This window comes from Hyphomicrobiales bacterium (assembly GCA_002869065.1).
GTDB lineage: Bacteria > Pseudomonadota > Alphaproteobacteria > Rhizobiales > Rhodobiaceae > Rhodobium.
The window spans coordinates 1,420,379-1,442,320 of record PKTR01000002.1; the positions used below are offsets into that span (position 1 = coordinate 1,420,379).

21 protein-coding genes and 1 tRNA gene are annotated in these 21,942 nt (G+C 64.1%); 9 read left to right on the forward strand and 13 right to left on the reverse strand.

Translation table 11 applies throughout. The features are described from left to right. Positions 1 to 11 precede the first annotated feature (11 nt). Positions 12 to 1,721, reverse strand: a complete 1,710-nt coding sequence (locus tag C0606_10245; protein PLX38793.1) for an ABC transporter substrate-binding protein — start codon at positions 1,719 to 1,721, stop codon at positions 12 to 14. A 406-nt stretch (positions 1,722 to 2,127) separates the two neighbouring features. Here C0606_10245 and C0606_10250 point away from each other — a divergent pair, with 406 nt between their 5' ends. Continuing rightward, on the forward strand, positions 2,128 to 2,832 hold the full coding sequence (locus C0606_10250) for a fumarylacetoacetase (GenBank protein PLX38559.1): 705 nt from the start codon (positions 2,128 to 2,130) through the stop codon (positions 2,830 to 2,832). A 161-nt stretch (positions 2,833 to 2,993) separates the two neighbouring features. On the opposite strand, the gene C0606_10255 is transcribed toward C0606_10250, so the two are convergent. After that, a complete protein-coding gene (locus C0606_10255) occupies positions 2,994 to 5,282 on the reverse strand; it encodes a hypothetical protein (GenBank protein ID PLX38560.1) in 2,289 nt (762 codons plus the stop codon). A 19-nt stretch (positions 5,283 to 5,301) separates the two neighbouring features. Continuing rightward, positions 5,302 to 5,961: a class II aldolase gene (locus C0606_10260; GenBank protein ID PLX38561.1), complete on the reverse strand. Its 660-nt coding sequence runs from the start codon at positions 5,959 to 5,961 to the stop codon at positions 5,302 to 5,304. 208 nt (positions 5,962 to 6,169) lie between these two features. On the opposite strand from C0606_10260, the gene C0606_10265 reads away from it, so the two are divergent. Further along, the gene (locus C0606_10265; protein PLX38562.1) at positions 6,170 to 7,741 is read left to right on the forward strand and encodes a hypothetical protein; all 1,572 of its coding nucleotides are present in this window, start codon (positions 6,170 to 6,172) and stop codon (positions 7,739 to 7,741) included. A 16-nt stretch (positions 7,742 to 7,757) separates the two neighbouring features. On the opposite strand, the gene C0606_10270 is transcribed toward C0606_10265, so the two are convergent. Then, positions 7,758 to 8,435, reverse strand: coding sequence for an MBL fold metallo-hydrolase (locus C0606_10270; GenBank protein PLX38563.1), 678 nt, complete (start codon positions 8,433 to 8,435; stop codon positions 7,758 to 7,760). Positions 8,436 to 8,505: 70 nt separating this feature from the next. After that, positions 8,506 to 9,237, reverse strand: a complete 732-nt coding sequence (locus C0606_10275; protein ID PLX38564.1) for a hypothetical protein — start codon at positions 9,235 to 9,237, stop codon at positions 8,506 to 8,508. A 621-nt stretch (positions 9,238 to 9,858) separates the two neighbouring features. Between C0606_10275 and C0606_10280 the strand changes: the two genes are divergently transcribed. Next, positions 9,859 to 10,419 carry a cold-shock protein gene (locus C0606_10280; protein PLX38565.1) on the forward strand — a complete coding sequence of 187 codons (561 nt, stop codon included), beginning with the start codon at positions 9,859 to 9,861 and terminating at the stop codon, positions 10,417 to 10,419. A gap of 259 nt (positions 10,420 to 10,678) precedes the next feature. Further along, positions 10,679 to 12,334 (forward strand): hypothetical protein, encoded by a 1,656-nt coding sequence (locus C0606_10285; GenBank protein PLX38566.1) that lies wholly within the window; start codon positions 10,679 to 10,681, stop codon positions 12,332 to 12,334. Positions 12,335 to 12,848: 514 nt separating this feature from the next. On the opposite strand, the gene C0606_10290 is transcribed toward C0606_10285, so the two are convergent. After that, positions 12,849 to 12,924 (reverse strand) — tRNA-Ala (locus C0606_10290). A gap of 346 nt (positions 12,925 to 13,270) precedes the next feature. Here C0606_10290 and C0606_10295 point away from each other — a divergent pair. The 3 genes from C0606_10295 to C0606_10305 are packed head-to-tail and all read left to right on the forward strand — an operon-like array spanning position 13,271 to position 14,861. Then, positions 13,271 to 13,570, forward strand: coding sequence for a hypothetical protein (locus tag C0606_10295; protein ID PLX38567.1), 300 nt, complete (start codon positions 13,271 to 13,273; stop codon positions 13,568 to 13,570). A 25-nt stretch (positions 13,571 to 13,595) separates the two neighbouring features. Further along, positions 13,596 to 13,919: a hypothetical protein gene (locus C0606_10300; GenBank protein ID PLX38568.1), complete on the forward strand. Its 324-nt coding sequence runs from the start codon at positions 13,596 to 13,598 to the stop codon at positions 13,917 to 13,919. 48 nt (positions 13,920 to 13,967) lie between these two features. Then, complete coding sequence (locus C0606_10305) at positions 13,968 to 14,861, forward strand: bifunctional methylenetetrahydrofolate dehydrogenase/methenyltetrahydrofolate cyclohydrolase FolD (GenBank protein PLX38569.1); 894 nt, start codon at positions 13,968 to 13,970, stop codon at positions 14,859 to 14,861. A 36-nt stretch (positions 14,862 to 14,897) separates the two neighbouring features. Here the strand turns inward: C0606_10305 and C0606_10310 are convergent, their stop codons facing one another. From C0606_10310 to ftsE, 7 genes are all read right to left on the reverse strand, one after another. Then, positions 14,898 to 15,098 carry a hypothetical protein gene (locus tag C0606_10310; GenBank protein ID PLX38570.1) on the reverse strand — a complete coding sequence of 67 codons (201 nt, stop codon included), beginning with the start codon at positions 15,096 to 15,098 and terminating at the stop codon, positions 14,898 to 14,900. 64 nt (positions 15,099 to 15,162) lie between these two features. Continuing rightward, a complete protein-coding gene (locus C0606_10315; GenBank protein PLX38571.1) occupies positions 15,163 to 15,843 on the reverse strand; it encodes an ATP-dependent protease in 681 nt (226 codons plus the stop codon). 182 nt (positions 15,844 to 16,025) lie between these two features. Further along, complete coding sequence (locus tag C0606_10320; GenBank protein PLX38572.1) at positions 16,026 to 16,370, reverse strand: hypothetical protein; 345 nt, start codon at positions 16,368 to 16,370, stop codon at positions 16,026 to 16,028. Positions 16,371 to 16,532: 162 nt separating this feature from the next. Further along, entirely contained in the window at positions 16,533 to 17,318 is a 786-nt protein-coding gene (locus tag C0606_10325) for a 1-acyl-sn-glycerol-3-phosphate acyltransferase (protein PLX38573.1), read from the reverse strand. Between the two features lie 106 nt (positions 17,319 to 17,424). Further along, positions 17,425 to 18,174: a hypothetical protein gene (locus C0606_10330; GenBank protein ID PLX38574.1), complete on the reverse strand. Its 750-nt coding sequence runs from the start codon at positions 18,172 to 18,174 to the stop codon at positions 17,425 to 17,427. 235 nt (positions 18,175 to 18,409) lie between these two features. Then, positions 18,410 to 19,237: an ABC transporter permease gene (locus tag C0606_10335; GenBank protein PLX38794.1), complete on the reverse strand. Its 828-nt coding sequence runs from the start codon at positions 19,235 to 19,237 to the stop codon at positions 18,410 to 18,412. Between the two features lie 181 nt (positions 19,238 to 19,418). Further along, entirely contained in the window at positions 19,419 to 20,078 is a 660-nt protein-coding gene (ftsE, locus tag C0606_10340; GenBank protein ID PLX38575.1) for a cell division ATP-binding protein FtsE, read from the reverse strand. Between the two features lie 308 nt (positions 20,079 to 20,386). Between ftsE and C0606_10345 the strand changes: the two genes are divergently transcribed. Together C0606_10345 and hpt are read left to right on the forward strand one after the other, a co-directional pair. Further along, on the forward strand, positions 20,387 to 21,391 hold the full coding sequence (locus C0606_10345) for a hypothetical protein (protein PLX38576.1): 1,005 nt from the start codon (positions 20,387 to 20,389) through the stop codon (positions 21,389 to 21,391). Continuing rightward, a complete protein-coding gene (hpt, locus tag C0606_10350) occupies positions 21,388 to 21,912 on the forward strand; it encodes a hypoxanthine phosphoribosyltransferase (protein ID PLX38577.1) in 525 nt (174 codons plus the stop codon). Before C0606_10345 ends, hpt begins: the two co-directional genes overlap by 4 nt. Positions 21,913 to 21,942: the final 30 nt, after the last annotated feature.

Sequence of the window (21,942 nt, forward strand, 5' to 3'; positions counted from 1 at the left end):
ATTCGGTTGGGTTAGGCGTCGAGCCACACCTTGTTGAACTGATGATAGTTCGTCGGGTGCAGCTTGATGCCCTTGACCTTCTTGGCGGCGATCGAGAACAGCGGGCGCCAGATCGGCATGACCATCACATTGTGGTCCTGCAGGATCTTCTCGACCTTCTCCATCTTCTTGCGGCGCTCTTCGACGTCGAGGGTGGCCTCGGCATCATCCAGCGCGGCATCGAATGCCGGATCGGCGAGGTGGCAGTCGTTCCACGGCACACCGGTGCGGTAGCCGAGCGACAGCACCATGGTGCCGAGCGGGCGATGGGTCCAGGCAACGGCGCCGAACGGGGTCTTGTCCCAGATCTCCCAGAACTTCGAGGACGGCAGCACGTTGATGTTGAGCGTGATGCCGGCGTCCTTCATCTGGTCGCGCATGATCTCGACGACCGTCTGGTGCCACGGGCCGTCGGTGTTGCCGACGTCGATGGTCAGCTCGATGCCGTCCGGGTGACCGGCTTCGGCGAGCAGCTTCTTGGCGCCTTCGATGTCGCGCTTGAGTGCCGGCAGGGCGAAGTATTCCGGATGGACCGGCGCGACGTGATGGTTCTCGCCGATGTCGCCGCCGCCCTGGAAGACGAGATCGCGCACGACCGAGTTGTCGCAGGCCATGGTGACGGCCTTGCGGATGCGCGGGTCGTCGAACGGCGCCTTGTCGACCTGCATGCGGCAGCACAGGTTCTGCGCGGTGCGGGCTTCAATGATGTTGCCGTCAAAGGCCTTGGCGAGTTCGTACTGCTCGATGCCGAATTCGTAGATGGTGTCGACATCGCCGCCGGCGAACGCGGTCAGCGCGTTGTCGTCGGAGAAGTTGTAGTAGTGAATCTCGTCGAGATAGACCTTGCCGCCCCAGTATTCGACGTCGGTGACGCGCTTGAGGATGCACTTTTCGCCGACGGCCAGCTCGGCCAGCTTGAACGGGCCGGTGCCGATCGGATTGTCCGACAGCGGCGGCTTGAAGCTGCTGTGCACGATCGCCGTCGGGTAGTTGTACATGTCCTCGGGCACCGACAGAACGGGCTTCGACAGGTTGAGACGAACCGTGTGGTCGTCCACCTTTTCGATGGCACCCGCGATCATCTTCTTGACCTTCTTCGGGTTACCCTTGTCGTCCTTCTCGCCGGTCTCGACTTCCTCGACCATTGCCGAGCAGGTCGACAGGCCGACATTCGACGAGCCAAGCGTCGGGTCGAGCCAGCGGGTGAAGTTGAAGATGATGTCATCGGCGGTGAAATCGTCGCCGTTGTTCCACTTGACGCCCTTGCGCAGGTAGAAGGTCCAGGTCTTGAGGTCGTCGGAAGCTTCCCACTTCTCGGCGAGCATCGGGCGGGTGACGTTGTCCGGGCCGGTCATCGCCAGATGCTCGAGCATGTGGCGGGTCTGGTTCGACATCTCGACCCATGAATAGGTCGCCGGATCTTCCATCTTCTGGATTTCCATGCCGACCTTGAGGATGCCACCCATCTTGGCGCCGGCTTCATCTGCCGGGAACGGCATGGTGCCGTCGGCGGCGAAGGCCGGGGACGGCAGGCCCGCCATTCCGTAGGCCGCACCGGCGGATACACCGAGCAGCGCAGCGATGCGGATGAACTCGCGACGGTCCATGCGGCCGGCGTTCATCAAGCCCTCGGCTTCGCGCACCTTGGGGTGTAGTCTCCCTGACTTCTTGTTGTCGAACATATTACTCGACGCCTCCATTGTATTTTGTGCTGTAAGAAGGTGTTAATTCGTCGTTATTTGATAGTTATGTTTGGCTATTGTTGAGTTAACCTTGACTCATTGCGCGTTCATTTACGACATGCATTAGCGCATTTTAGCCTGACGAAGTGTGTGGTGGCGGCAGTATAACATTTGGACGCGGGATGAAATCAACCGCTCATCGATGAAAAATTTGCGACATGGCGTCCACTCCCGGTTCCTGGCCGATTAAATGCTTCTGTGATGCTTGTGCATTGCACAAATATCCGGATTTTCGGCAGGTTCAGCGGGTCATACGGCGCGCTTGAAGCGGAAAAAGCGCTTGGAGGCGATGATGCGCCGTGGCAAGGGAAAGCGTTCCGCTTGCAAGGTTCCGGAGTGCCCAGCGATGACCAATGACGCGTTTGTCTTTCCCGCCCGCCCCATTCCCGCCGCGCCGGTGAAGGGCAGTGCGTTGCGCTATCCGATCGGTCGCATCTTCTGCGTCGGGCGAAACTACGCCGAGCACGCGCGCGAGATGGGCACCGAGCCGGACAAGGAGGATCCGTTCTACTTCACCAAGTCGGCGCATGCCTATGTGCCGTCCGGTTCGACGATCCCCTATCCGCCGGAGACCGCGAACTGCCATTACGAGATGGAGCTGGTGGCGGCGATCGGCGCGGTCGGGTTCCGGGTTGCCGAAGAAGACGCCCTGTCGATTGTCTACGGCTATGCGGCGGGTATCGATCTGACGCGGCGCGACCGTCAACAGGACGGCAAGGACAAGCGGCGGCCGTGGGATCTCGGCAAGGACTTCGAGAATGCCGCGATCCTCAGCGAAATCGTGCCGGCGGCCGATATCGGCCATCCCGAGAGCGGGGCGATCGAGCTTTCAGTCAATGGCGAGATGCGCCAGCGGGCCGACATCGCCGACATGATCAACAGTGTCGCCGAGGTGATCGCGCATCTGTCGCGTTTCTACCATCTGGCGCCGGGCGATCTGATCTATACCGGCACCCCGGCCGGCGTCGGCCCGATCGTGGCCGGTGATCGCATCGAGGGACAAGTCGAGGGAATTGCCGAGATTTCAGTCATATTTTCTGCTGCGGAATAGGAAATGATGCGTATTTTTATCATTTCCCCCTAATATTCCATGGATATCCAAGAGGGCCCCGGGGGAGTACAGTTCTCCTCGCAAGTATGGGCCTACTAAACAGCCGGAGACTTCCGCGGAGCGGATCTCCGGCTCTTTTTTTGCCCGCGTTCCCGGAAGGGCTAGCGCGACTGCTCTCGCCGCATACGCCAGCGGGCGTGCAGGGTCAGCAGGGCCGGCAGCAGCAGGATGTTGGCGAAGAAGGCGGCCATCAGAACCAGCACCGACACGTATCCGTAGAGGCGAACGTTCGGCAGCAGGCTCGTCACCGTCGTGCCGAGACCGAGAACCAGCACCACCGTCGAGATGATCAGCACCGGGCCGAGCGTCGTCACGGTGCGCGACAGCGCCATGATGGGATCGCTGGTTTCAGCGCGCATCAGTCGGTGGCGGTTGAACATGTGGATGGTGCTGTCGACGGCGATGCCGAAGCTGATGGTGAAGGCGATGACGCTGGTGAATTGCAGGCCGAAATCGCTGAGATAGAGGAAGGCGCCGCCGAACGCGATCGGCAACACGTTCGGCAGGATCGACAGCAGCGTTGCCGCGCGCGATCTCAGCGCGACGCCGATCAGCAGGATGATCACCACCACCGCGCCGATCAGGCTGTAGTTGAGCTGCCGGATCATGGCGGTGCTGGCGCGGGCGGCGACAAGGTCGAACCCGGTCAGCCGGATCGTGGCGTCGGGATGCGCGGCGCGCAGGGTGTCGAGCCCGTTTTCGAGGCGTTCGATCACTGGCAGCAGGGCGGCGGCATCGGAATTGGGGAAGTAACCGGTCACAAGGGCAGAGCGGCCATCGGCGCCGATCACGCGGCGCGCCAGATGCTCGCGGTTTTCGGCGAGGAAGGCGGCCGCGCTGCCGGTGGGCCTTTGTCCGCTCTCGTACCAGTCGACGACATCCTGCAGCGACCAGGTGGTGCCGATCATCGGGTCAGCGGCGAGGACCTTCTGAGCCTCGGCAATGAGCGAGAGGCTTTCGGGAGCAAGCGCATCCTGGCCCTCGGGCATGGTCAGGTAGACGGCCATGGTGCCGGAACCGGCAAGTGTCGCGTCGATGCGGCTGACGCCGATCAGGGCATCGCTCTTCACCGGCAGATTGCTGCGGTAGTCGTAGTAGGTCGGGTTGGCGAGATAGAGTCCGGCGCAAATCGCGGTCAATACGGCCGCCACGACGGTCACGGTGCCCGGATGGCCTATGGAAATCGCGGCGGCCTGGCGCGACAGACGCACGCTCAAATGCCCGATCCAGCCGTGTTCGAAGGCAGCCGTTGTGCCGTCGACGCGGTTGAGGACGGCGACGGCGAGCAGCGGGAACAGGAAGATCACGCCGAAAAAGGCAATTGTCGCTCCGATCGCGCCGGCAAGACCGAAGCCGGCGATGTAGGGATGCGGTACGACGGCGAGCGACAGAAGCGCGAGCGTCGTGGTCAGCGAGGTAAGGGCGGCGGCCGGGCCGACATCGATCACGGATGCCTCGACCGCGTCGCGCACGCTCATGCCGTTTTCGCGGTTACGCGCGGCAGCGAACATCATGTGCAGTCCGTCGGAAAAACTCAGCACCATGACCAGTGTCGGCACGACGGCGGTGATGATGTTGACCGACTGGCCGAGCAGCCACATGGCGCCGAGCTGCCAGACGATGGCGGTGAGCACCGGCACGGCGACGACGATGACGTAGCTGAGGCGGCGGAAGAACAGCCAGGTCAGGAAAATGCCGATGAAGAAGCCGACGATGCGGAAGATCTTCTGATCGCGCTGCAGGGCGTCGACGATGGTCAGCCGGATCTGCGGCATGCCGGTATAGCGAACGGTAGCTCCGGTGCCGGTCAGCGTTTCGGTGCCGAGGCCGCGGATTTCATCGACCTTGGCGCGGACGGCTTCGAGTGCGGTGACGCCGGGTGCCAGCGATACGACGAAAAGCGCCAGGCGGCCGTCCTTCGCCAGCAGCTTGTCGGTGACCAGCGGGTGAGCGAGGAGATCCCGGCGCAAATGGTCGAAGCCGGCCTCGTCGAGCGGGCTCAGATCGGCGGGGATCAGCGCCGCGAGGTCGCCGTTTTCGTTGGGCGGGCGATAGGCGGAGAAAACCGAGGTGACCGCGTCGACATCATCGAGCAGCACAAGCTCGAGGTGCAGCGTGCGCAGATCCTCCAGCGTGTCGGGCCGGAACAGGTCGCCTTCGACGACAGCGATCACGTCGTGTTCGGTCGCGGGAAAGTGCGCGATCATATCTTCGAGAACGGCGTAGTCGGCGGCGTTTGACTTGAAGATCTCGCGAATGTTGCTCTGGAATTCGAGCTTGGAGGCAGCCCACCCGGACAGCAGCGTGAGAATGACGGCCAGAACGGCCATCACGCGGGTATGGCGCAGCGACCACAGGCCCAGTCTTTCGAGCCCGAACCCGGCCGTCATGATGCGGTCCGCCGCTGCATCATGCCGGCGCGTCCTTGCGGCGCGGCCCGTAGGTCTTGAACTTCTCGACCACCACGGCGATCTCGTCGTCGTCGAGGATCACCGGGTCGCCGAGCTGGCAGGCGATGACATATTGCCGAGCGAGCGTCTCGATCTCGACGGCAAGCCACATCGCCTTGTCGAGACTTGGTCCGCAGGCAATCATGCCGTGATTGGCGAGAAGGCAGGCGGTGCGGTCGGCCAGCGCCTCGAGGGCGAGACGGGAAAGCTCCTCGGTGCCGAAGGTTGCGTACGGCGCGCAGCGGATGGTCGAGCCGCCGGCTGCCGCGATCATGTAGTGCACCGCCGGTAGGTCGCGGCGGGTCATGGCGACCGCGGTGGCGTTCGGCGCGTGGGTGTGGACGACGGCGTTGATATCGGGGCGGGCAGCGAGAATGTCGCGATGGAAGCGCCATTCGGACGACGGCGCGCGCATGCCCTCCACCTTGCCGTCGAAGCCGAGCCAGACAATGTCCTCCGGCGCCATCATCTCATAGGGAATGCCGCTCGGGGTGATCAGCAGGCCGTCGCCGTGGCGCACGCCGATATTGCCGGCGGTGCCCTGATTGATGTCGAGGGCGCTCATCGACCGGCAGGCGGCGATGATCTCCTTGCGCAGGGCGAATTCGGCGTCCGACATCTCGGCTCCTTGCCTGAACATTTCCGTTCGCGTCTGCGCCGGAGGTAGCACGGAAGCGCGCGCGCGGCCACAGGGTTCGCGGCTGTTTGCCGTGTTGCGCCATAATCTTGCCTCAGCCGCCTGCGGTGTTTGGCGCCGGCAGGCGGCAAGGATACGGTCCGTTGCGGGGCAAAGACGCGATTCGCGGCGGCAGAAGAAGGAAAACAGCATGACCGGATGCGGTGTGCGGGGGCACGGTACGACACGGGATCGGCAATGGCGGTTCCGCCATGCGATTGCAACGGGGGCCTTTCTGCTTTTTTCGACGGTACTGACGCCCGCTTCGCCGGGCTTTGCGCAATCGGGCGCCGCGCAGGAAAGCTGGCAGGTGCATCGGCTCGGTCCGTTCCAGTTCCAGGCGCCGGGCTCCTGGGTCGCCGGCACGGCGCCGGGTGAAATCCTCGTCGGCGACGAGGGTGACGACGGCAGCAGTCTGTTTCTCAGCACCGGGTCGCAGGAGGACGTTTCCGATACCATCGATGGTCTGGTGGGCACGTCGCGGACGCGTATCAGCGGCGTCCCCGCAACGCGCTACGACTGGCAGTCGAGCGGTCTGCGCGGCGTTACGGTCGTCACCGAGGCGCGCGTTGGCCGGCCGCCGCTGACGGTCGTCTTCTCCACGCCGGAAGAATTCTGGGACGACAGCCGCGCGGTTTTCGATCGCGCGATCCGAAATGTCCGCTTTGCGCCGCGCCCGAAAAAAGCCGCCGAAGCGCAGTCAACGCCGCGAGAGGCGGATGCCGCACAGCAGGGTAGCGGCGGCAGCGACGTCAAACTGCCGGCGGCGATCCGCGCGGCCATCGAGGCACGCAGTCGGGCAGGTGACGAGCCGGAGGCTGCGCCGGCGGTGGAGAAACAGGCAGAGCCCGCTGGCGATGTACCGGCGTTCCAACCGGTTGCGCCTGCGGTTGCTGCGACCGAGCCGGAAGCGCCCGCTGAACCCGCTGCGGAACCGGACGCGTCTGAACAGGCGGCCCCGCAAAAGGCTGTGGAAACCGTCGCGGAAGTGCCGGCGGCGGTTGAGCCGAAACCTGCGACGCCCGCCGTTGCGCCCACTGTTCCCGCTCCGCCGGCCGAAAAGATGGCGCAGGCGGAACTGGCCTTGCGGTCGACAACGCCGGCGGTCGTGCCCGATGCCGAGCCGAAGACTGAAGCGGTTGCTGCAGATGCGCCGGTTGAGGTGGCGCGTGTCGAGCCGGCCGAAACGGCCCCTGCTGCTGCTTCGACGCCGCCGCCTGCGGCCGAAATCCGCATGATTGCCGATCTCGGCTTCGGGCTGCGTATCCCGCAGGGCTGGGTGCTCGATGAATCCACCGATACCAAGGTGGTGAGCTGGCGGTTGCGGCATCGCGATGGGCGTTCGGGCATGACCGGCGCCGGCGCCTATGCGCTGACGCTCACGCTCACCGACGACAGCGGCAAGATTCCCTTCGATACGCTGTTTGCCGACACGGCGGGCTATCTCGCGGGAACCCTCATGAGCGGCGGCAAGATCTCTTCGGAGCGACAGGCCGTGCTCGGGCCGATGACGGGACGGGTCGCGGATCTGGTCGGCACGGCTGTCGATGGCGGCGAGAGCGCCCGGGCGCGCGTGTTCATCGCCCGCAAGGACGGCCGGCTTCTGGTGCTCAGTGCCGTTGGCGGCAAGGGCGCCGCGCTCGATCAGGCGTTCGGTGCCGGTGGGCTGGTGACCACGGGGCTGCGCCCAGTGGAGGCAGCCTCGGCGACAGCGGCAGAGTAGCCGACGCCAGCGGGCGTCAGGTCAGGAACGGGTTGGATGTCCGCTCGGCACCGAAGGTGGACATCGGCCCGTGTCCCGGCAGGAACGAGACGTCGTCGCCGAGCGGCAGAAGCTTGTCCTTGATCGAGGAAATCAGGTCGGCGTGGTTGCCGCGCGGGAAGTCGGTGCGGCCGATCGATCCCTGGAACAGCACATCGCCGACCAGGGCGAAACGCGCGGTCTCGTCGTAGAACACAACGTGACCGGGCGTGTGGCCCGGGCAGTGGATGACCTTGAAGGTGATGGTGCCGACGCTGACGGTGTCGCCGTCGCTCAGCCAGCGATCGGGTTCGACATTGCGGCCGCCGGACGCGCCGAAGCGCTGGCCCTGTTCTTCCATCGCTTCAAGCAGGAAACGGTCGCCCTCGTGCGGGCCCTCGATGGTGACGCCGAGGCGCTCGGCCAGTTCGGTCGCGCCGCCGGCATGGTCGAGATGGCCGTGGGTGAGCCAGATCTTTTCGATCTCGATGCCCTGGTTTTCGATCTCGGCAACAAGCCGGTCGACGTCTCCGCCGGGATCGACGACAGCGCCCTTGCCGGTCTCGGTGCACCACAGGATCGTGCAGTTCTGCATGAAGCCGGTGACGGGTACGACGGCGGCTTTCAGGGTCGACTCCACGGGCTTGGTCCTCGCGCGGTTGTTTTGCCGCTGCATAGCGAGGTTTGCCCCGCGCGACAAGGTGACAAACCGGCAGCGGACCCGGTTTGCCTTTTTCTGTCATGACTTAACGGTCGTCGCGAACGCGTCGAAGGTACGGGCTCGGGAGCCGGGCCGGGACCGCGCCATGGCCTCTTCGCTCGGCCGTGCGCCGGGTCGGTTTGCTGTGCCGGTAGCGCTCGCTGCGGGCCTTGACGAATAGCGGGAGGTTCGGCAGTCGGCGGAAATCGCGCCTGTCGTAAGCCTTGTGGCGGACATCGCATTGCCGGTCGGCGGCGCGCAGGGCGCGATGGATTTCGCGCTGCAACGATGCGCAGGAGCGAGGCGAACTCATGCGCCGGGCCTTTTTCACAAAGCGATTGAGACAGCCCATGTAGATCGTCTTGTGATGCAATTCATGGCGTCGGGTGAAGGCGCGGAAGGAATCCCAGGCGCGCCGGGTGCGGCGATCGAACGACGCACGATGGACGGCGCGCGGCAGTGTCATGGTGAAGCGGATCCTGAGCGATAGCGAGCGCACCGTGCAGCGGCCCGCCTTTTGCCGCGTCTCGATGCGCAGGTCGTATTTGGGCCGGATGTTTGCCATCGCCGGACCGTAGTCGCCACGAAAGGGGCGGGTCTTCATGAAGGAAACGGCGGCCTTGGCGCTGCGGCCATGGACGCGATAGTCGCGCTCGACCAGCGACGCCTTGATGCCGGCTGCCGTCGGGCCGGCCGCAAGGGTCAGTGCGGCGGCCAATGCGATTTGGCCGGCCATACGAAGGGCCTTTCGCAGCAGTGTCTCCTTCTTCAGCGCCATTGAACTCCCCACCAGCCGGACACATTGAGAAAAGTTTCCCGAAAGCAGCGGGCGGCTTCAAGTCACGTTTGTGCGACGCCGGGTTACGCGCATCGAGCGGATACGGCGAAGTTCAGCCTGGCCAGACCGGGCGCGCCGTTGGCAATTGGTCAGGACCACGCAGCGATGCCGAGGTCTCCGCGGACAAGAGCGAAAATAACCGCACGGATCGCTTCTGGCTGACCCGGGACCGGAAATTTGAGTATAGCTTTTCTTTATCCTTGAAATCCCACCACGCAGATTTGCATTTAACGTCATCGAGGCAATACAACATTCTGGAAAACTTCCTATTTCAAGTATCCCTCAATTTTGATGCATAATTTTTGAGCAGCCTGTCACGTCATTCTGCGAGCCGGCAAACCGTTGGCCATTGAAATTCCTTGAAGAAAGCCTGTGGATACGCCATACTTCTTGCTGGCAACGTTTCGACGGCGGATTTTCCCGGACAGCGCGGCGGCCGAGAAATGCGCACCCTTATTCCATCGCTCGAACACGAGGCCGTGTGAGCCGGCGGCAGGGGCCGCTTTGGAATACGACTGGTCGTGTCCGTGACGGCGCGATGGAACAGGTGGCGTTCAGACGATGCATGATGACGAAAATGGCGGCTATCGACCGCCTCGTGGTGGCGATTCCCGAGACAACAGACGCGGTGGCGGCGGTTATGGTGGCGGCCGTCGTGAAGGTGGCGGCTACGGCGGCGGACGCCGCGAGGGCGGCGGCTACGGTGGCGGCGACCGCTTCGGCGGTGGCGGCGGCGGTGGTGATCGCTTCGGCGGTGGCGGCGGCGATCGCTACGGTGGCGGCGGAGGCTACGGCGGTGGCGGTGGCGGTGGCGATCGTTTCGGCGGTGGCGGCGGTTATGGCGGCGGTGGCGGCGAGCGCAGCGGCGGATTCCGCGGTGGCGACCGCGAACCGGTCGAGCGTGGACCGCGTCAGCCGGGTACCGTGAAATTCTTCAAGGCCGACAAGGGCTATGGCTTCATCACGCCGGATACCGGCGAGGCGGATGTGTTCGTGCATATCTCCGCGGTGGAGCGGTCCGGCCTGAACGGTCTCGACAGCGGCCAGCGGATCACCTACGAGACCGAGCCCGACCGGCGCGGTCGCGGTCCGAAGGCCGTGAACCTGCAGATCGAGGAATAGCCCGTCGGCATCCGGTCCTGCCAGTTGTTCGGCGGGGATCGGATCCGGTGCCGGACGGAATACTCTGTTTTTGCACGCTTTCTTATCCAAAAAGTCTGTCAGCTTTTTGGGAAAGCGCGATGGGGCGCCCAGTTAAGCCTACGGTTTTTGCGACAGATGAGGCGGCCTCCGGGCCGCCTTTTTTGTGTCCGCTTGCCGGGGTGGTTTGGGTCGGCCAAGGTAGCATCGCAAATGGTGGTTGACGGGGCTGGTCGTGCCGATGATTCAGATATCGAAACGCTTTCTTCGCGCACTTGCCGAAGGGCTTTCGCCGCTCGGGGTCGTCGCGTCCGCAGTCGTCTTCAACGCATCGCTGACGCCGACGCTGGTGCCGCGCGACGCGCTGATTTCCGGTTTGCTCGGTGGCGTATTCGCGGCCTTGGGCTACGAACTCGGCAATCTTTTTTCCTTGCTCTGGCGCTATCTGGAACTTCCCGTTTCGAGCGTGCGCAATCGCCGGATCGCCCTAGTCCTTGCGGGTGCGATCGCGGCTGCGGTTGTCGCCTACGGGCTGTTCAAGGCGATCGGCTGGCAGAACGCGACGCGCACTGTGTTCCGCGTCGAGCCGCTTCATCCCACGGCGCTGGTCACAATTCTGCTCGCCGCAATCGCGGTCGCTTTCTTTCTCTGGCTGCTTTTCCGCGTTCTGGGTATGGCGCGGCACAAGCTGCAGGGCTGGCTGGAGCGGATCGTGCCGCGGCGGATCGGCTACGTCGTCTCCACGGTGGTCGTGCTCTGGCTGGTTTGGGTGATCGCGAGCGGCACGCTGCTGCAGCGTGTCTTCGATATCGCCGACAGATCGCTTGCTGCTGCCGATGCGCTGTTCGAGCCGGACATCGCGCGGCCCGACGATCCGGTGAAGACGGGCAGCGCCGCCTCGCTGATCCGCTGGAACGAACTCGGCCGGCGCGGCCGGCAGTATATCGCCAGGGCGCCGACGGCGGCCGAGATCGCGCCGTTTTTCGGTGCGGCGGCACGCGATCCCGTTCGGGTATATGTTGGGCGCGGCGCGGCCGAGACCGCCAAGGCCCGGGCGAAGCTCGCGCTTGAGGAACTGATCCGCGTTGGCGGCTTCGAACGCTCGGTTCTGGTGGTCACCGTGCCGACCGGTACGGGCTGGATGGATCCGGGCGCCTACGACACCGTTGACGTGATGTTCGGTGGCGATGTCGCGACCGTCTCGGTCCAGTACTCGTATCTGTCGAGCTTTCTGGCGCTGATGAAGCATCCCGAATACGGCGTCGACCAGGCCGAGGCGCTGTTCGATGTGGTCTATGCCCACTGGAAGACCTTGCCGAGGGAGACGCGGCCGAAATTCTACGTCTCGGGGCTCAGCCAGGGCGCGTACAATTCGCAAGCAGCGCTGCCGCTGCTCGACATGCTCGGCGATCCGATCAACGGGGCGATGTGGGCCGGCTCGCCGTTCTTTTCGCACTACTGGGCGGATGTGCGCGACGACCGCAATCCCGACAGCCCGGCCTGGCGGCCGACATTCGGCAACGGCTCGCTCGCCCGGGTACTGACCCAGACCGGCGGGCTCGACGAGGCGGCGGCGCCGTGGGGTCCGGTGCGTTTCGTCTTTCTCAACTACCCGAGCGACCCGATCGTCGCCTTCACCTTCGACAGCGCGTTTCGCCAGCCGGCCTGGCTCGAGCGGCCGCGCGCGCCGGACGTCTCCGACGAGCTGATCTGGTTTCCGATGCTGACAATGCTGCAGACGGCGGTCGATTCGGTGCTCGCCGTCGGTGTGCCCGGCTACGGCCACGACTATGTTGCCGCCGACTATATCGACGCCTGGGCCGCGGTCGCCGATCCGCCGGGCTGGTCGCCTGCGCGCGCCGAGGCGCTGAAGGCGTATTTCCGCGCGCGCCGGTGAGGGCGTTGCGACAAGCCCGGAAGTCCGAGGCGAACCAATTCAGCCATTTGGCATACTTGTGTATGTCACTGAAATGGACTCGAACCCGCAGGGTTCGCAAGCGCGACTGCGCGCCGGAACACGGATGTTTCCGTGTTCCGCCTGAACATCACTGACAAGTCGGCTACAGCCGACTTGAGCCGCTCAGGCCGCCCCATCGGAGACCTGAGCGAAGCGAAGATACGTCGTGAGATATGAAGACTGGTGGAGCCACCCGTTGCGCCTTCGAACGTTGTTCGAAGCGCGACAAGCCTCGAAGACCGAGGCGAACCAATTCAGTGATCTAGGGGAATTGGTGGAGCCACCCGTTGCGCCTTCGAACGTCGTTCGAAGCGCGACAAGCCTCGAAATCCGAGGCGACCCAATTCAGTGATCTAGGGGAATTGGTGGAGCCACCCGTTGCGTCTTCGAACGTCGTTCGAAGCGCGACAAGCCTCGAAGTTCGAGGCGAACCAATTCAATCATTTGAGGGAATTGGTGGAGCCGAGGGGAATCGAACCCCTGACCTCTGCAGTGCGATTGCAGCGCTATCCCATCTGAGCTACGGCCCCAAGGGGGAAAATCGAGCGCCATTTAGGGGACGCGCCGCCATCCTGTCAAGCGCAATGGGGGCGGCGTGGGCAAATCGTTTCGCGTTTTCCCGATCATGTCGGGGGATGCCCCGCTAAGTCCCGGCGGGCCGATCCGTTTACGCTGTCGGCGGGAAGGCTTGCGGATGGGGCAGGTGAAAGCTACATCAGGGAGAACGCAGGACGAATAGCGGCATTCCCCCGCCGGCAGCGCATCGGCGCCGGCTTGTGCGGCTTCGTTCTTTCCCCGACCGGGACACTGCAGGGCGGCCACCGGGTCGCCGCGGGCCGGTTGCCAAGAGTATGACCGAACAGGCGGTGCCGATCCATGTGCTCAATTCTCCAGATTATTTTCATTATCCTGCAGATCTACACCTGGGTCGTGATCGCCAGCGCGATCTTTTCCTGGCTCTACGCGTTCAACGTGGTCAATCCGCGCAACAGCTTCGTCGCCATGATTGGCAACGCGCTCTACCAACTGACCGAACCGGTCTACAAGCGCATCCGCCGCTTCCTGCCCGATCTGGGCGGCCTCGATCTGTCGCCGGTCGTGGTGCTGCTTCTCATCATCTTCATCGAGATTCTGATGCGGAACAATCTGGTGCCGATGTTCTGCTACGCCGGCTAGGACTGGCTGACTGGCTGAAACCGCCATGCCGTTTGACGACGCCGTCACGATTGCCGCCGACCACATGCTGGTGCGGGTGCGGCTGACGCCGAAAGCGAATCGCGATGACATCGATGGCGTGCAGGAGGGGGCCGACGGCATGTCGTCGGTCACGGCCAGGGTGCGGGCGGTGCCCGAAAAGGGCGCGGCCAATGCCGCGCTGCAAAAAATGCTTGCGAAGACGCTCAGGGTCGGAAAAACAGACGTCACGGTCGTTTCAGGAACGACAGCGCGGCTCAAAGTCGTGCGCATTGACGGTGACGGTCCGGCGCTTGCTGTTGCTCTCAAGGCCCGGGTCGAGGACACCTGAGCCACGCGGCCCCGTGGCCATGATTTGACGCGTTTGGAGGATGAAGCGATGACGGCAACTCTGATCGACGGCAAGGCGCGCGCCGCGCAATTGCGGGCGGATGTCGCGGTGGCGGTTTCCGAGATCAAGGCCGCGCACGGCTTCACGCCGGGGCTCGCGGTGGTGCTGGTCGGTGAGGATCCGGCCTCCAAGGTCTATGTCGCCAACAAGGGCAAGCAGACGGTCGAGGCCGGCATGCACTCCTTCGAGCACCGCCTGCCCGAAGAGACGACGCAGGAAGACCTCCTCGCGCTGGTCGAAAAGCTCAACGCCGACGACGCGGTCGACGGCATTCTGGTGCAGATGCCGTTGCCGAAGCACATCGATACCGACACGGTCGTCGAGACGATCGATCCGGCCAAGGACGTCGACGGATTGCACCCGATGAATGCGGGCAAGATCGTGCTCGGCCGGACCGGCCTCGTGCCGTGCACGCCGCGCGGCTGCGTGATCCTGGCGAAAGACGTGCTCGGCGATCTGTCCGGCAAGCATGCGGTCGTCGTCGGCCGCTCGATCCTGGTCGGTAAGCCGGTCTCTCTCCTGCTGCAGAACGAGAACTGCACGGTGTCGATGGCGCATAGCCGCACGGTCGATCTCCCCGGCCTGTGCCGCGAGGCGGACATTCTGGTTGCCGCCGTTGGCCGGCCGCAGATGGTGCGCGGCGACTGGGTGAAACCGGGCGCTTGTGTCATCGATGTGGGCATCAATCGGATTGACGCGCCGGAGCGCGGCGAGGGCAAGACGCGCCTCGTCGGCGACGTTGCGTTCGACGAAGCGGTCGAGGTTGCCGGTGCGATCACGCCGGTGCCGGGCGGCGTCGGGCCGATGACGATTGCCTGCCTGCTCGCCAATACGGTGGCGGCCGCCTGCATGCGCCGCGGCATCGAGGCCCCGGCGGTTTAGCAGCGAATATTTCGGGATTGAGCGCCTGCCTCGCCCCTAAAGCGGGCGGGCCTCGTCGGGCAGCATGATCGGGATGCCGTCACGGATCGGGTAGGCGAGTTTCGCCGCGCGGCTGATCAGCTCCTGCTTTTCGGCGTCGTATTCGAGCGTTGTCTTGGTCAGCGGGCAGACGAGAATTTCCAGCAGCTTGCGATCGATTGCGCGCGGGGCCGCCTTGCCGGTTTCGCTGTCGCTCATGGCGTTTCTTTCCTTGCCGTCTGATCCGAGGTGCGAGTGCCGCAGTGATGCCGGCAAAGCGCTCTTATTGCAAGCGTGACGGCATGTCGCCGTCGCCGCGGGCGAGGTCGACCTCGGTCATGGCGATCAGCGTTTCGGCGCGGCTCTTCAGATCGGGCGCCTCGAGCAGCGCCTGTTTCTCCGCCGGGCCGTAGGGGCTCATCATGGCGAGCGCGTTGACCAGCGCCTCGTTGGAGGCCTTCTCGACGCTGTCCCAGTCGGTCTCGAGATCCTTTGCCTCGAGATAGGCGCGGAAGGTGTCGAGCAGGGCGGCGCGGTCGACCGCGTCCTCGCCGAAATGCGGTGTGTAGTCGACCCGGAACGGCTCGGTGTCGATGCGGCACTGGCGGTAGGGTGTGGTGACGGCGAGTTCCTCGGCAATGCGGAAGCGGACGATGCCGGTCAGCGTGATCAGGTAGCGGCCGTCGCCGGATTCCTGATAGGCGACGAGGCGGCCGAGGCAGCCGACGGTGCAGAGATTCGGGTCGTGGCTGGTTTCGTCGGCATCGCCGGCGAGTTCCGGCTGGATCATGCCGATGATGCGGTCGCCGCGCAGGGCGTCGTCGATCATGGTGACGTAGCGCGGTTCGAAAATGTTGAGCGGCATGCGGCCGCGCGGCAGCAACAAAGCCCCCTGCAAAGGAAAGATCGGCACCGTGGCCGGAAGGTCCTCCGGGCCGTCATATTGGGCGTTGCCTGCCTTCATGCCGTCGTTCCTTGCGCTTTTTCGGGGCGAAGGATGCCGCATCTTCCGCCTTCCCGGTCGCCGGTATGGCCGCGCCTGAAAAGGCAGATCAACCCGGCCGGCGACAGAGACCAATGTAGCGCAGTTTCAACAATCGTCGAATCTTGAATATGTCGGGGGCGGTGGGCGTGTCTGATCCGGGCTCAGGCCGCTTCGGCGGCGCACAGGGCGAGATCTGCGAGAACCTCGTCGCGCTCGCGCTCGTGGCGGCTCAGGAGGTGTACGAAAACCAGACGGTCGCGTGAGGATGTCTCGGCGGGGCGACCGGTCAGGTGGCCGGTCTCGTCGGTGGCGCCGACCCAGAGCGCGCGCCAGCGGCGATTGGCGAACAGAACCACGGCGTTGGAGAAATTGTCGAGCTCGTTCATCGCAACGGCCGTGAACAAATATCGCCGGCCCGAGGCGCCGTGCCAATATTTGAAGCGCGTTCCGAGGCCGGCCTTGTCGACCGCCAGGGGTATCGCGCCTTTCCGAACTGCCGTCGTCATGGGTGTTCTCGCAAAAGAGAAGAACAAAATACGAACAAACTCACATAAAACGCAAGAGCTTTTCAGCTATTCCTTAGCGTAAACTCCTCCGTGTGCACACCTAGTGTGCAGTAACGAATCAATAACAAGATCGTGTGTTTTTTATGGCGGTCGCGGGCGGCGCTATTGCGCGGGGCCGAACTTCTCGTCGAGGTGCTGACGCGCCATCTCCGACAAGGGCGGCGCCGGATTGCTTTCGGCGGCCTCCAGAAGCAGCCGGTCGCTGGCGTCTTCGATCCGGTCGGTGAGGATTTCGCGGAATTGCGATGTCGGGACGCCGGGTTCGATCGCCGGCAGGATCTCGATAACGATGGTCCCGGGGAAGCGAAGGAATTTGCGTCGCGGCCAATAGGCACCGGAGTTCAGCGCAACCGGCAGCACCGGGCAACCTATTTCCTTGTAGAGGTGCGCGACGCCGAATTTGTAGGCCGGCGGAGCGCCGGCCGGGCGCCGGGTTCCCTCGGGAAAGATCAGCAGCTGGCGGCCTTCGGAGATGGCTTCGCGCGCCCTGGTGGTCAAAACGGGCAGGACCGCGGAGCCGCGCCCGCGATTGACCGGGATCATGTGGAATTTCCAAGCGTACCAGCCAAACAGCGGGATCCACATCAGTTCCCGTTTGAAAATGAAAACGGGGTCGCGAAACAGCGGAATGAGGGCGAAGGTCTCCCACATGGACTGGTGTTTCGACGCGACGATGAATCCGCCTTGCGGAATGTTCTCGCGCCCGCGCACCTCGATGTCGATCCTGGCGATATGGCGCAGCAGCCAAAGGTTGGTGAAGGCCCACCAGCGGATCGCCGGCCAGCCGACCTTGCGCGGCAGCAGGAAGACAGGCCAGATCACCAGCATTGCGCCGATCAGGTAGGCGTACAGGGCGATATTGAAGATGACCGAGCGCAGGGCAATCATGTCGCGGTTCCGTCGTCGCCGGCGTGACACCGGTCAATGAATGTCGGGGCTGTTGATAAGCACAGTTTGCCGCGACGATCCAGAGCCGTGTGCAGGCGGGATGGGGTCAGCCGTTGTGTGGAACTTCGATCACGATCGCGGCGATCATGCGCTGCATGTCTCCGGGGATGTTCATGCTGAGGCGCAGGCGGGCGGCGATATACTTCAGATATTCGCGCATCAAAAGGCGGGACGCGGCCCAGTTGGTGTACCAGCGGTCGAGGTTGAGATCGGCGCGGACGACCGGATAAGGATACAGCTCGACGTCGGGCAGCGAGTTCTTGAGTTCGGCCATGGAGCGGGGCATGTGATAGGCGCTGGTCACCACGATCAGCGACTTGAAGCCGTTGTCGAGCACCCAGTTGCGGGCCTGCTCGGCGTTGCCGATGGTGTCCTCGGCCTTGTAGTCGAGGTCGACGCAGCAGGCGAACAGATCGGCGCGGCGATTGGCGTGGCGGGCGATTGCTGCACGGCTGGTGCGCGGATGGACGCCGGAAATCAACAGCCGCTTGGCGTGGCCGTCGGCGAGAAGGTCGAGAGCCCCGGTGATGCGGGCAGCGCCGCCGGTCAGCACGACGATGGCGTCGGCATCCATTTTCTGCGGCGCGGTCTGTGCGCCGATATTGGTGGCGAAATGCAGGAAGCCGCCGACAAAAAAAGCTACCGCCAGCAACACGGTCACCAGTACCGCGCGCCGGACACGAGCAAGCACCGAGCGCCCTGTGACGCCCGCCTGCGTGTGGCTGTGATCATCGGGCACCGCGGCCAAGCCTTTCCTTGCGGTGTCCGGTGAGCTGTCCATCAGCAAACCATCCATTCGAAACGCATAGCATGAGAATGCGGCGCGGCGGCGGCATGAACAAGTCCAAACTGCGTTTTCGCCGGGGATGCGGCGCGCGATCTGCTCCGAGGATACACCTGGACCGGCCGCAGTGTGTTTGTCCTGTGCCAATCGCCCATTCGATCCGAAAAGCGTAGCATATCGTTTGCACGGCTGCACGGGCCGCGCGCGGCCTTGCGCAAGAGGCGATCAACCGAGCTCGCCGTGCGGCCTATTCCATCTGCTGTAGCGTGCGCCGCACCGCGAGGCGCGAGGTGACGGCTGTCAGGACGGCAACCAGGAAGACGATGCCGAGCGCGCCGAAATAGCCGCCGGCACCGACGGTGAACTGGCCGAACAGGGCGCGTAGCTGGTCGCTCGCTGCGAGATCGCCTCCGTCGCTGCGCAACAGCGATATGAGGGCAAAGACGATGATTGCCGCGATGCCGCCGGCGGCGCCGCCCTTGAGCCCAAGCAGCAGGAAATGACGCTGGAACTCGCGTGCGACGAAGCTGTCCTCGGCGCCGACCAGATGCAGTACCTGGATGATTTCCTTGTTGCCGGCCATGGCCGCGCGGGTGGCGAAGACGACGCTCAGCATCATCGCGGTCAGCACCAGGACAAGGATCAGAAAGCCGCCGAAGACCATGGTACGTGCCATGGCGACGAGGCGGCGGGTCCAGGCGGAATGATCGTCGAGGCTGGCGCCGCGCACGTCGGCCTTCAACTGCGCGCGCAGGCCATCGAGATCGACACCTGCCGGGTCGAGCATCTCGACAAGAATGAGACGGGGAACCGGCAGCGCCTCGAGATCGAGACCGGCGCCGAGCCAGGGCTCGAGCAGACCGCGGGTTTCGTCGTCGGAGATTGCCCGCACGGTGCCGACGCCGGAAAACTCCTGGGCAATGGCGATCGCCTTGTCGATCTCGCGGACGATGTCGATGCCGTCGATGGGGCGGATCTGAATGGTGACCTCGCGCGAGATGTCGTTCTGCCAGTCGCGGGCGGCATCGCGCACGACGCTGACCCCGCCGACGGTGAGGCAGGCGAGAAAGGCCATGATGGCGACGACGATGGTCAGCGCCGAGCCGGCGACGGTCGATGGCGGTACGATCGAGGCGGTGCTGCGGAACTCCGGCCGGCGCGATTTGCGCGCGGCCGCCTTGTCCGCCTTGGCGGCCTTGGCGCCGGCGCCGACCTTCTTCGCTTTCGCCTTGAGCTTGCTGACCACCATGGTTTTCTCAGTCGTACACTTCGAGCCGGCCGTCATGAATGACCATGCGGCGGGCGTCGAACTGGTTCATCAGGTTGATGTCGTGGGTGGCGATCACCACCGAGGTGCCGAGACGGTTCAGCTCGACGAACAGGCGCAGCAGGCGCTTGGCGAGCGGTGGGTCGACATTGCCGGTGGGTTCGTCGGCGAGCAGTACGTCGGGCTGGGCGATCAGCGCACGGGCGATCGCCGCGCGCTGCTTTTCCCCGCCCGACAGCACCGGCGGCAGCACATGCATGCGCTCGCCGAGGCCGACCCATTTCAGCAGCTCGACGACGTCGGTGCGAAAGCTCGCCTCGTCCCTGCCGGTCACGCGCAGCGGCAGGGCGACGTTCTCATAGGTGGTGAGGTGTTCGAGCAGGTGGAAATCCTGAAAGACGACGCCGATGCGCCGCCGCATGGCCGGCATGTCGTTCTTGGGGATCGAGGCGGTGTCCTTGCCGAATACGGTGATCAGGCCGCGCGTCGGCTTCAACGCAAGGAACATCAACCGCATCAGGCTGGTCTTGCCGGCGCCTGACGGGCCGGTCAGGAACTGGAAGGATTGCGGTTCGATACGGAACGACAGGTCGCGCAATACCTCCGGGCCCATGCCGTACCGCAGGCCGACATTTTCGAAACGAATCACGCGGTGACTCCCTGGAACACACTGCCCGAAGATTGAACCGATCCGAGTGGCGAGATCATGCCCAACATGTTGAATGCGGGACGATTTCAAACCGCTCGCGCATGGTTTGCGCGCGGCGGACGCTCCGCACCGTCGATTTGGCCCCGATGTGAGGATCGCCGAGCCGAATTAACGCTTCATTAACGATAAAAGTTTCCTCTGGTGGAAACGGTCGTGTTGCACACGCTCGTCGGGCCTACAATGGGTAAATGGCCTGAAACGGCTGGAGTGCCGCCGAACATTCAGTGCGGCGCGGTGGCCGATGCCGGATGAACGTAACGCGCATGAAGCTCACTTGTCCCACCTGCGACAGGTCCTATGCGTTGGCCGACGGCGCCATTGGCGACGCAGGCCGCGATGTGCGTTGCAGTCGCTGCGGAACGGTGTGGCACGCGACGGCGCCGGAGCCGGCGAAACTGGCGGCTGTTGGTGCGGGCCCTGACGAAGGCTTCGATACGGTCGACACGGACCTGCGCGGCGATACCGAATCCTTCTTCCTCGACGAGGGCGACCGGCGGTCGTTTCCCGATCCCGATGCGGATATGTCCGGCGATGGCATGTCGCCCGGTGGCGGTGTGGCCGCGGCAGGCTTCGACGGAGACGCCGACGCGGCATCCGGCACGACGATCGATGCCGAGGGCGAGGCGGTCCCTCACGCTGTCGACGTCGACCATCCCGATATCGAGAGCGCGGCGAAGCCGCACAAGATCAAGATCCGCTTGCGCAAGCAGAACGACGACGACAAGCGCGCGGCGATGCTCGAACAGATTTCCAATATCGGCGGGCCGATCATGCTCGCCTGCGCGGTGCTGCTGGTGATTACCGGGATCATCCTGCGCAAGCCGATCGTCGAGGGCGTGCCCGACCTTGCCGGCTTCTACGAGATGGTCGGGCTTGAGGTGAATCTGCGTGGTCTCGAGATTGAAGGCGTGACGACCAAGCGCGACTTCGAGGCCGGCGTACCGGTGCTGATCGTCGAGGGCGACATCCGCAACATCACGGCGGAGAAGCGGCCGGTGCCGATGATCCGGCTGGCGCTGCTGGGTGCGCGGGAAGACGAGGTCTATGCTTGGTCGGTGACGCCGTCGACGACGTCGCTGCCACCCGGCGACGTGGTTCACTTCCGCAGCCGGCTCGCCTCGCCGCCCGAATTGGGGGTCAGGCTGCAGGTTCGCTTCATGGATCGAGAAATCGAACGTCCGGTCGCTGGCGGGGCGGTGGGTTTGGATGGTATTCCAGAGACACCTTCGCGCAGCACCGAGGCGTCTCAATGACCGAATCAGACATCGACATCCTTTTCGACGAGGCGACGATCGCCGACCGGGTTCAGATCCTGGCTAAGGAAATCGCCGCAAGCGGGCTCGAAAATCCGCTTCTCATTCCCGTGCTTACCGGCAGTTTCGTATTTGCTGCCGATCTGATGCGGGCGCTGCATCGGGCGGGTCTTGCCGTGGAAGTCGATTTTCTGCGGCTTGCAAGCTACGGTGCGGGGACCGAGTCGAAGGGAAGTGTAAAGGTTCTGTGCGATATTGATCAGGACGTGACGGGACGGGACGTTCTTCTGGTTGACGATATCCTCGATACGGGACTGACGCTGGCTTTTGCCCGCGATCTGCTCCTGAAACGGGGCGCCCGGCACGTATCGCTCGCTGTTCTTCTCGACAAATCGGAACGGCGAACCGTGAAGATTTCGGCCGACTTCGTCGGCTTTGCCTGCCCCGACCGCTTCGTGGTCGGCTATGGTATCGACAAGGGCTATGCGTATCGTGAACTGCCCTATGTCGGCGCCTTCTGAGGCGGGCGAAGCTTTCTGGTCGGCGCTGCC

What these genes read in the sequence shown, in the direction of transcription:
- C0606_10250 (PLX38559.1), top strand. Translation starts at nt 2,128, where the DNA reads ATGACCAATGACGCGTTTGTCTTTCCCGCCCGCCCCATTCCCGCCGCG.
- C0606_10280 (PLX38565.1), top strand. Translation starts at nt 9,859, where the DNA reads ATGCATGATGACGAAAATGGCGGCTATCGACCGCCTCGTGGTGGCGAT.
- C0606_10295 (PLX38567.1), top strand. Translation starts at nt 13,271, where the DNA reads ATGTGCTCAATTCTCCAGATTATTTTCATTATCCTGCAGATCTACACC.
- C0606_10265 (PLX38562.1), top strand. Translation starts at nt 6,170, where the DNA reads ATGACCGGATGCGGTGTGCGGGGGCACGGTACGACACGGGATCGGCAA.
- hpt (PLX38577.1), top strand. Translation starts at nt 21,388, where the DNA reads ATGACCGAATCAGACATCGACATCCTTTTCGACGAGGCGACGATCGCC.
- C0606_10270 (PLX38563.1), bottom strand. Translation starts at nt 8,435, where the DNA reads ATGCAGCGGCAAAACAACCGCGCGAGGACCAAGCCCGTGGAGTCGACC.
- C0606_10285 (PLX38566.1), top strand. Translation starts at nt 10,679, where the DNA reads ATGATTCAGATATCGAAACGCTTTCTTCGCGCACTTGCCGAAGGGCTT.
- C0606_10305 (PLX38569.1), top strand. Translation starts at nt 13,968, where the DNA reads ATGACGGCAACTCTGATCGACGGCAAGGCGCGCGCCGCGCAATTGCGG.
- C0606_10275 (PLX38564.1), bottom strand. Translation starts at nt 9,237, where the DNA reads ATGGCGCTGAAGAAGGAGACACTGCTGCGAAAGGCCCTTCGTATGGCC.
- C0606_10300 (PLX38568.1), top strand. Translation starts at nt 13,596, where the DNA reads ATGCCGTTTGACGACGCCGTCACGATTGCCGCCGACCACATGCTGGTG.
- C0606_10310 (PLX38570.1), bottom strand. Translation starts at nt 15,098, where the DNA reads ATGAGCGACAGCGAAACCGGCAAGGCGGCCCCGCGCGCAATCGATCGC.
- C0606_10260 (PLX38561.1), bottom strand. Translation starts at nt 5,961, where the DNA reads ATGTCGGACGCCGAATTCGCCCTGCGCAAGGAGATCATCGCCGCCTGC.
- C0606_10320 (PLX38572.1), bottom strand. Translation starts at nt 16,370, where the DNA reads ATGACGACGGCAGTTCGGAAAGGCGCGATACCCCTGGCGGTCGACAAG.
- C0606_10315 (PLX38571.1), bottom strand. Translation starts at nt 15,843, where the DNA reads ATGAAGGCAGGCAACGCCCAATATGACGGCCCGGAGGACCTTCCGGCC.
- C0606_10330 (PLX38574.1), bottom strand. Translation starts at nt 18,174, where the DNA reads ATGGATGGTTTGCTGATGGACAGCTCACCGGACACCGCAAGGAAAGGC.
- C0606_10245 (PLX38793.1), bottom strand. Translation starts at nt 1,721, where the DNA reads ATGTTCGACAACAAGAAGTCAGGGAGACTACACCCCAAGGTGCGCGAA.
- C0606_10345 (PLX38576.1), top strand. Translation starts at nt 20,387, where the DNA reads ATGAACGTAACGCGCATGAAGCTCACTTGTCCCACCTGCGACAGGTCC.
- C0606_10325 (PLX38573.1), bottom strand. Translation starts at nt 17,318, where the DNA reads ATGATTGCCCTGCGCTCGGTCATCTTCAATATCGCCCTGTACGCCTAC.
- C0606_10335 (PLX38794.1), bottom strand. Translation starts at nt 19,237, where the DNA reads ATGGCCTTTCTCGCCTGCCTCACCGTCGGCGGGGTCAGCGTCGTGCGC.
- C0606_10255 (PLX38560.1), bottom strand. Translation starts at nt 5,282, where the DNA reads ATGACGGCCGGGTTCGGGCTCGAAAGACTGGGCCTGTGGTCGCTGCGC.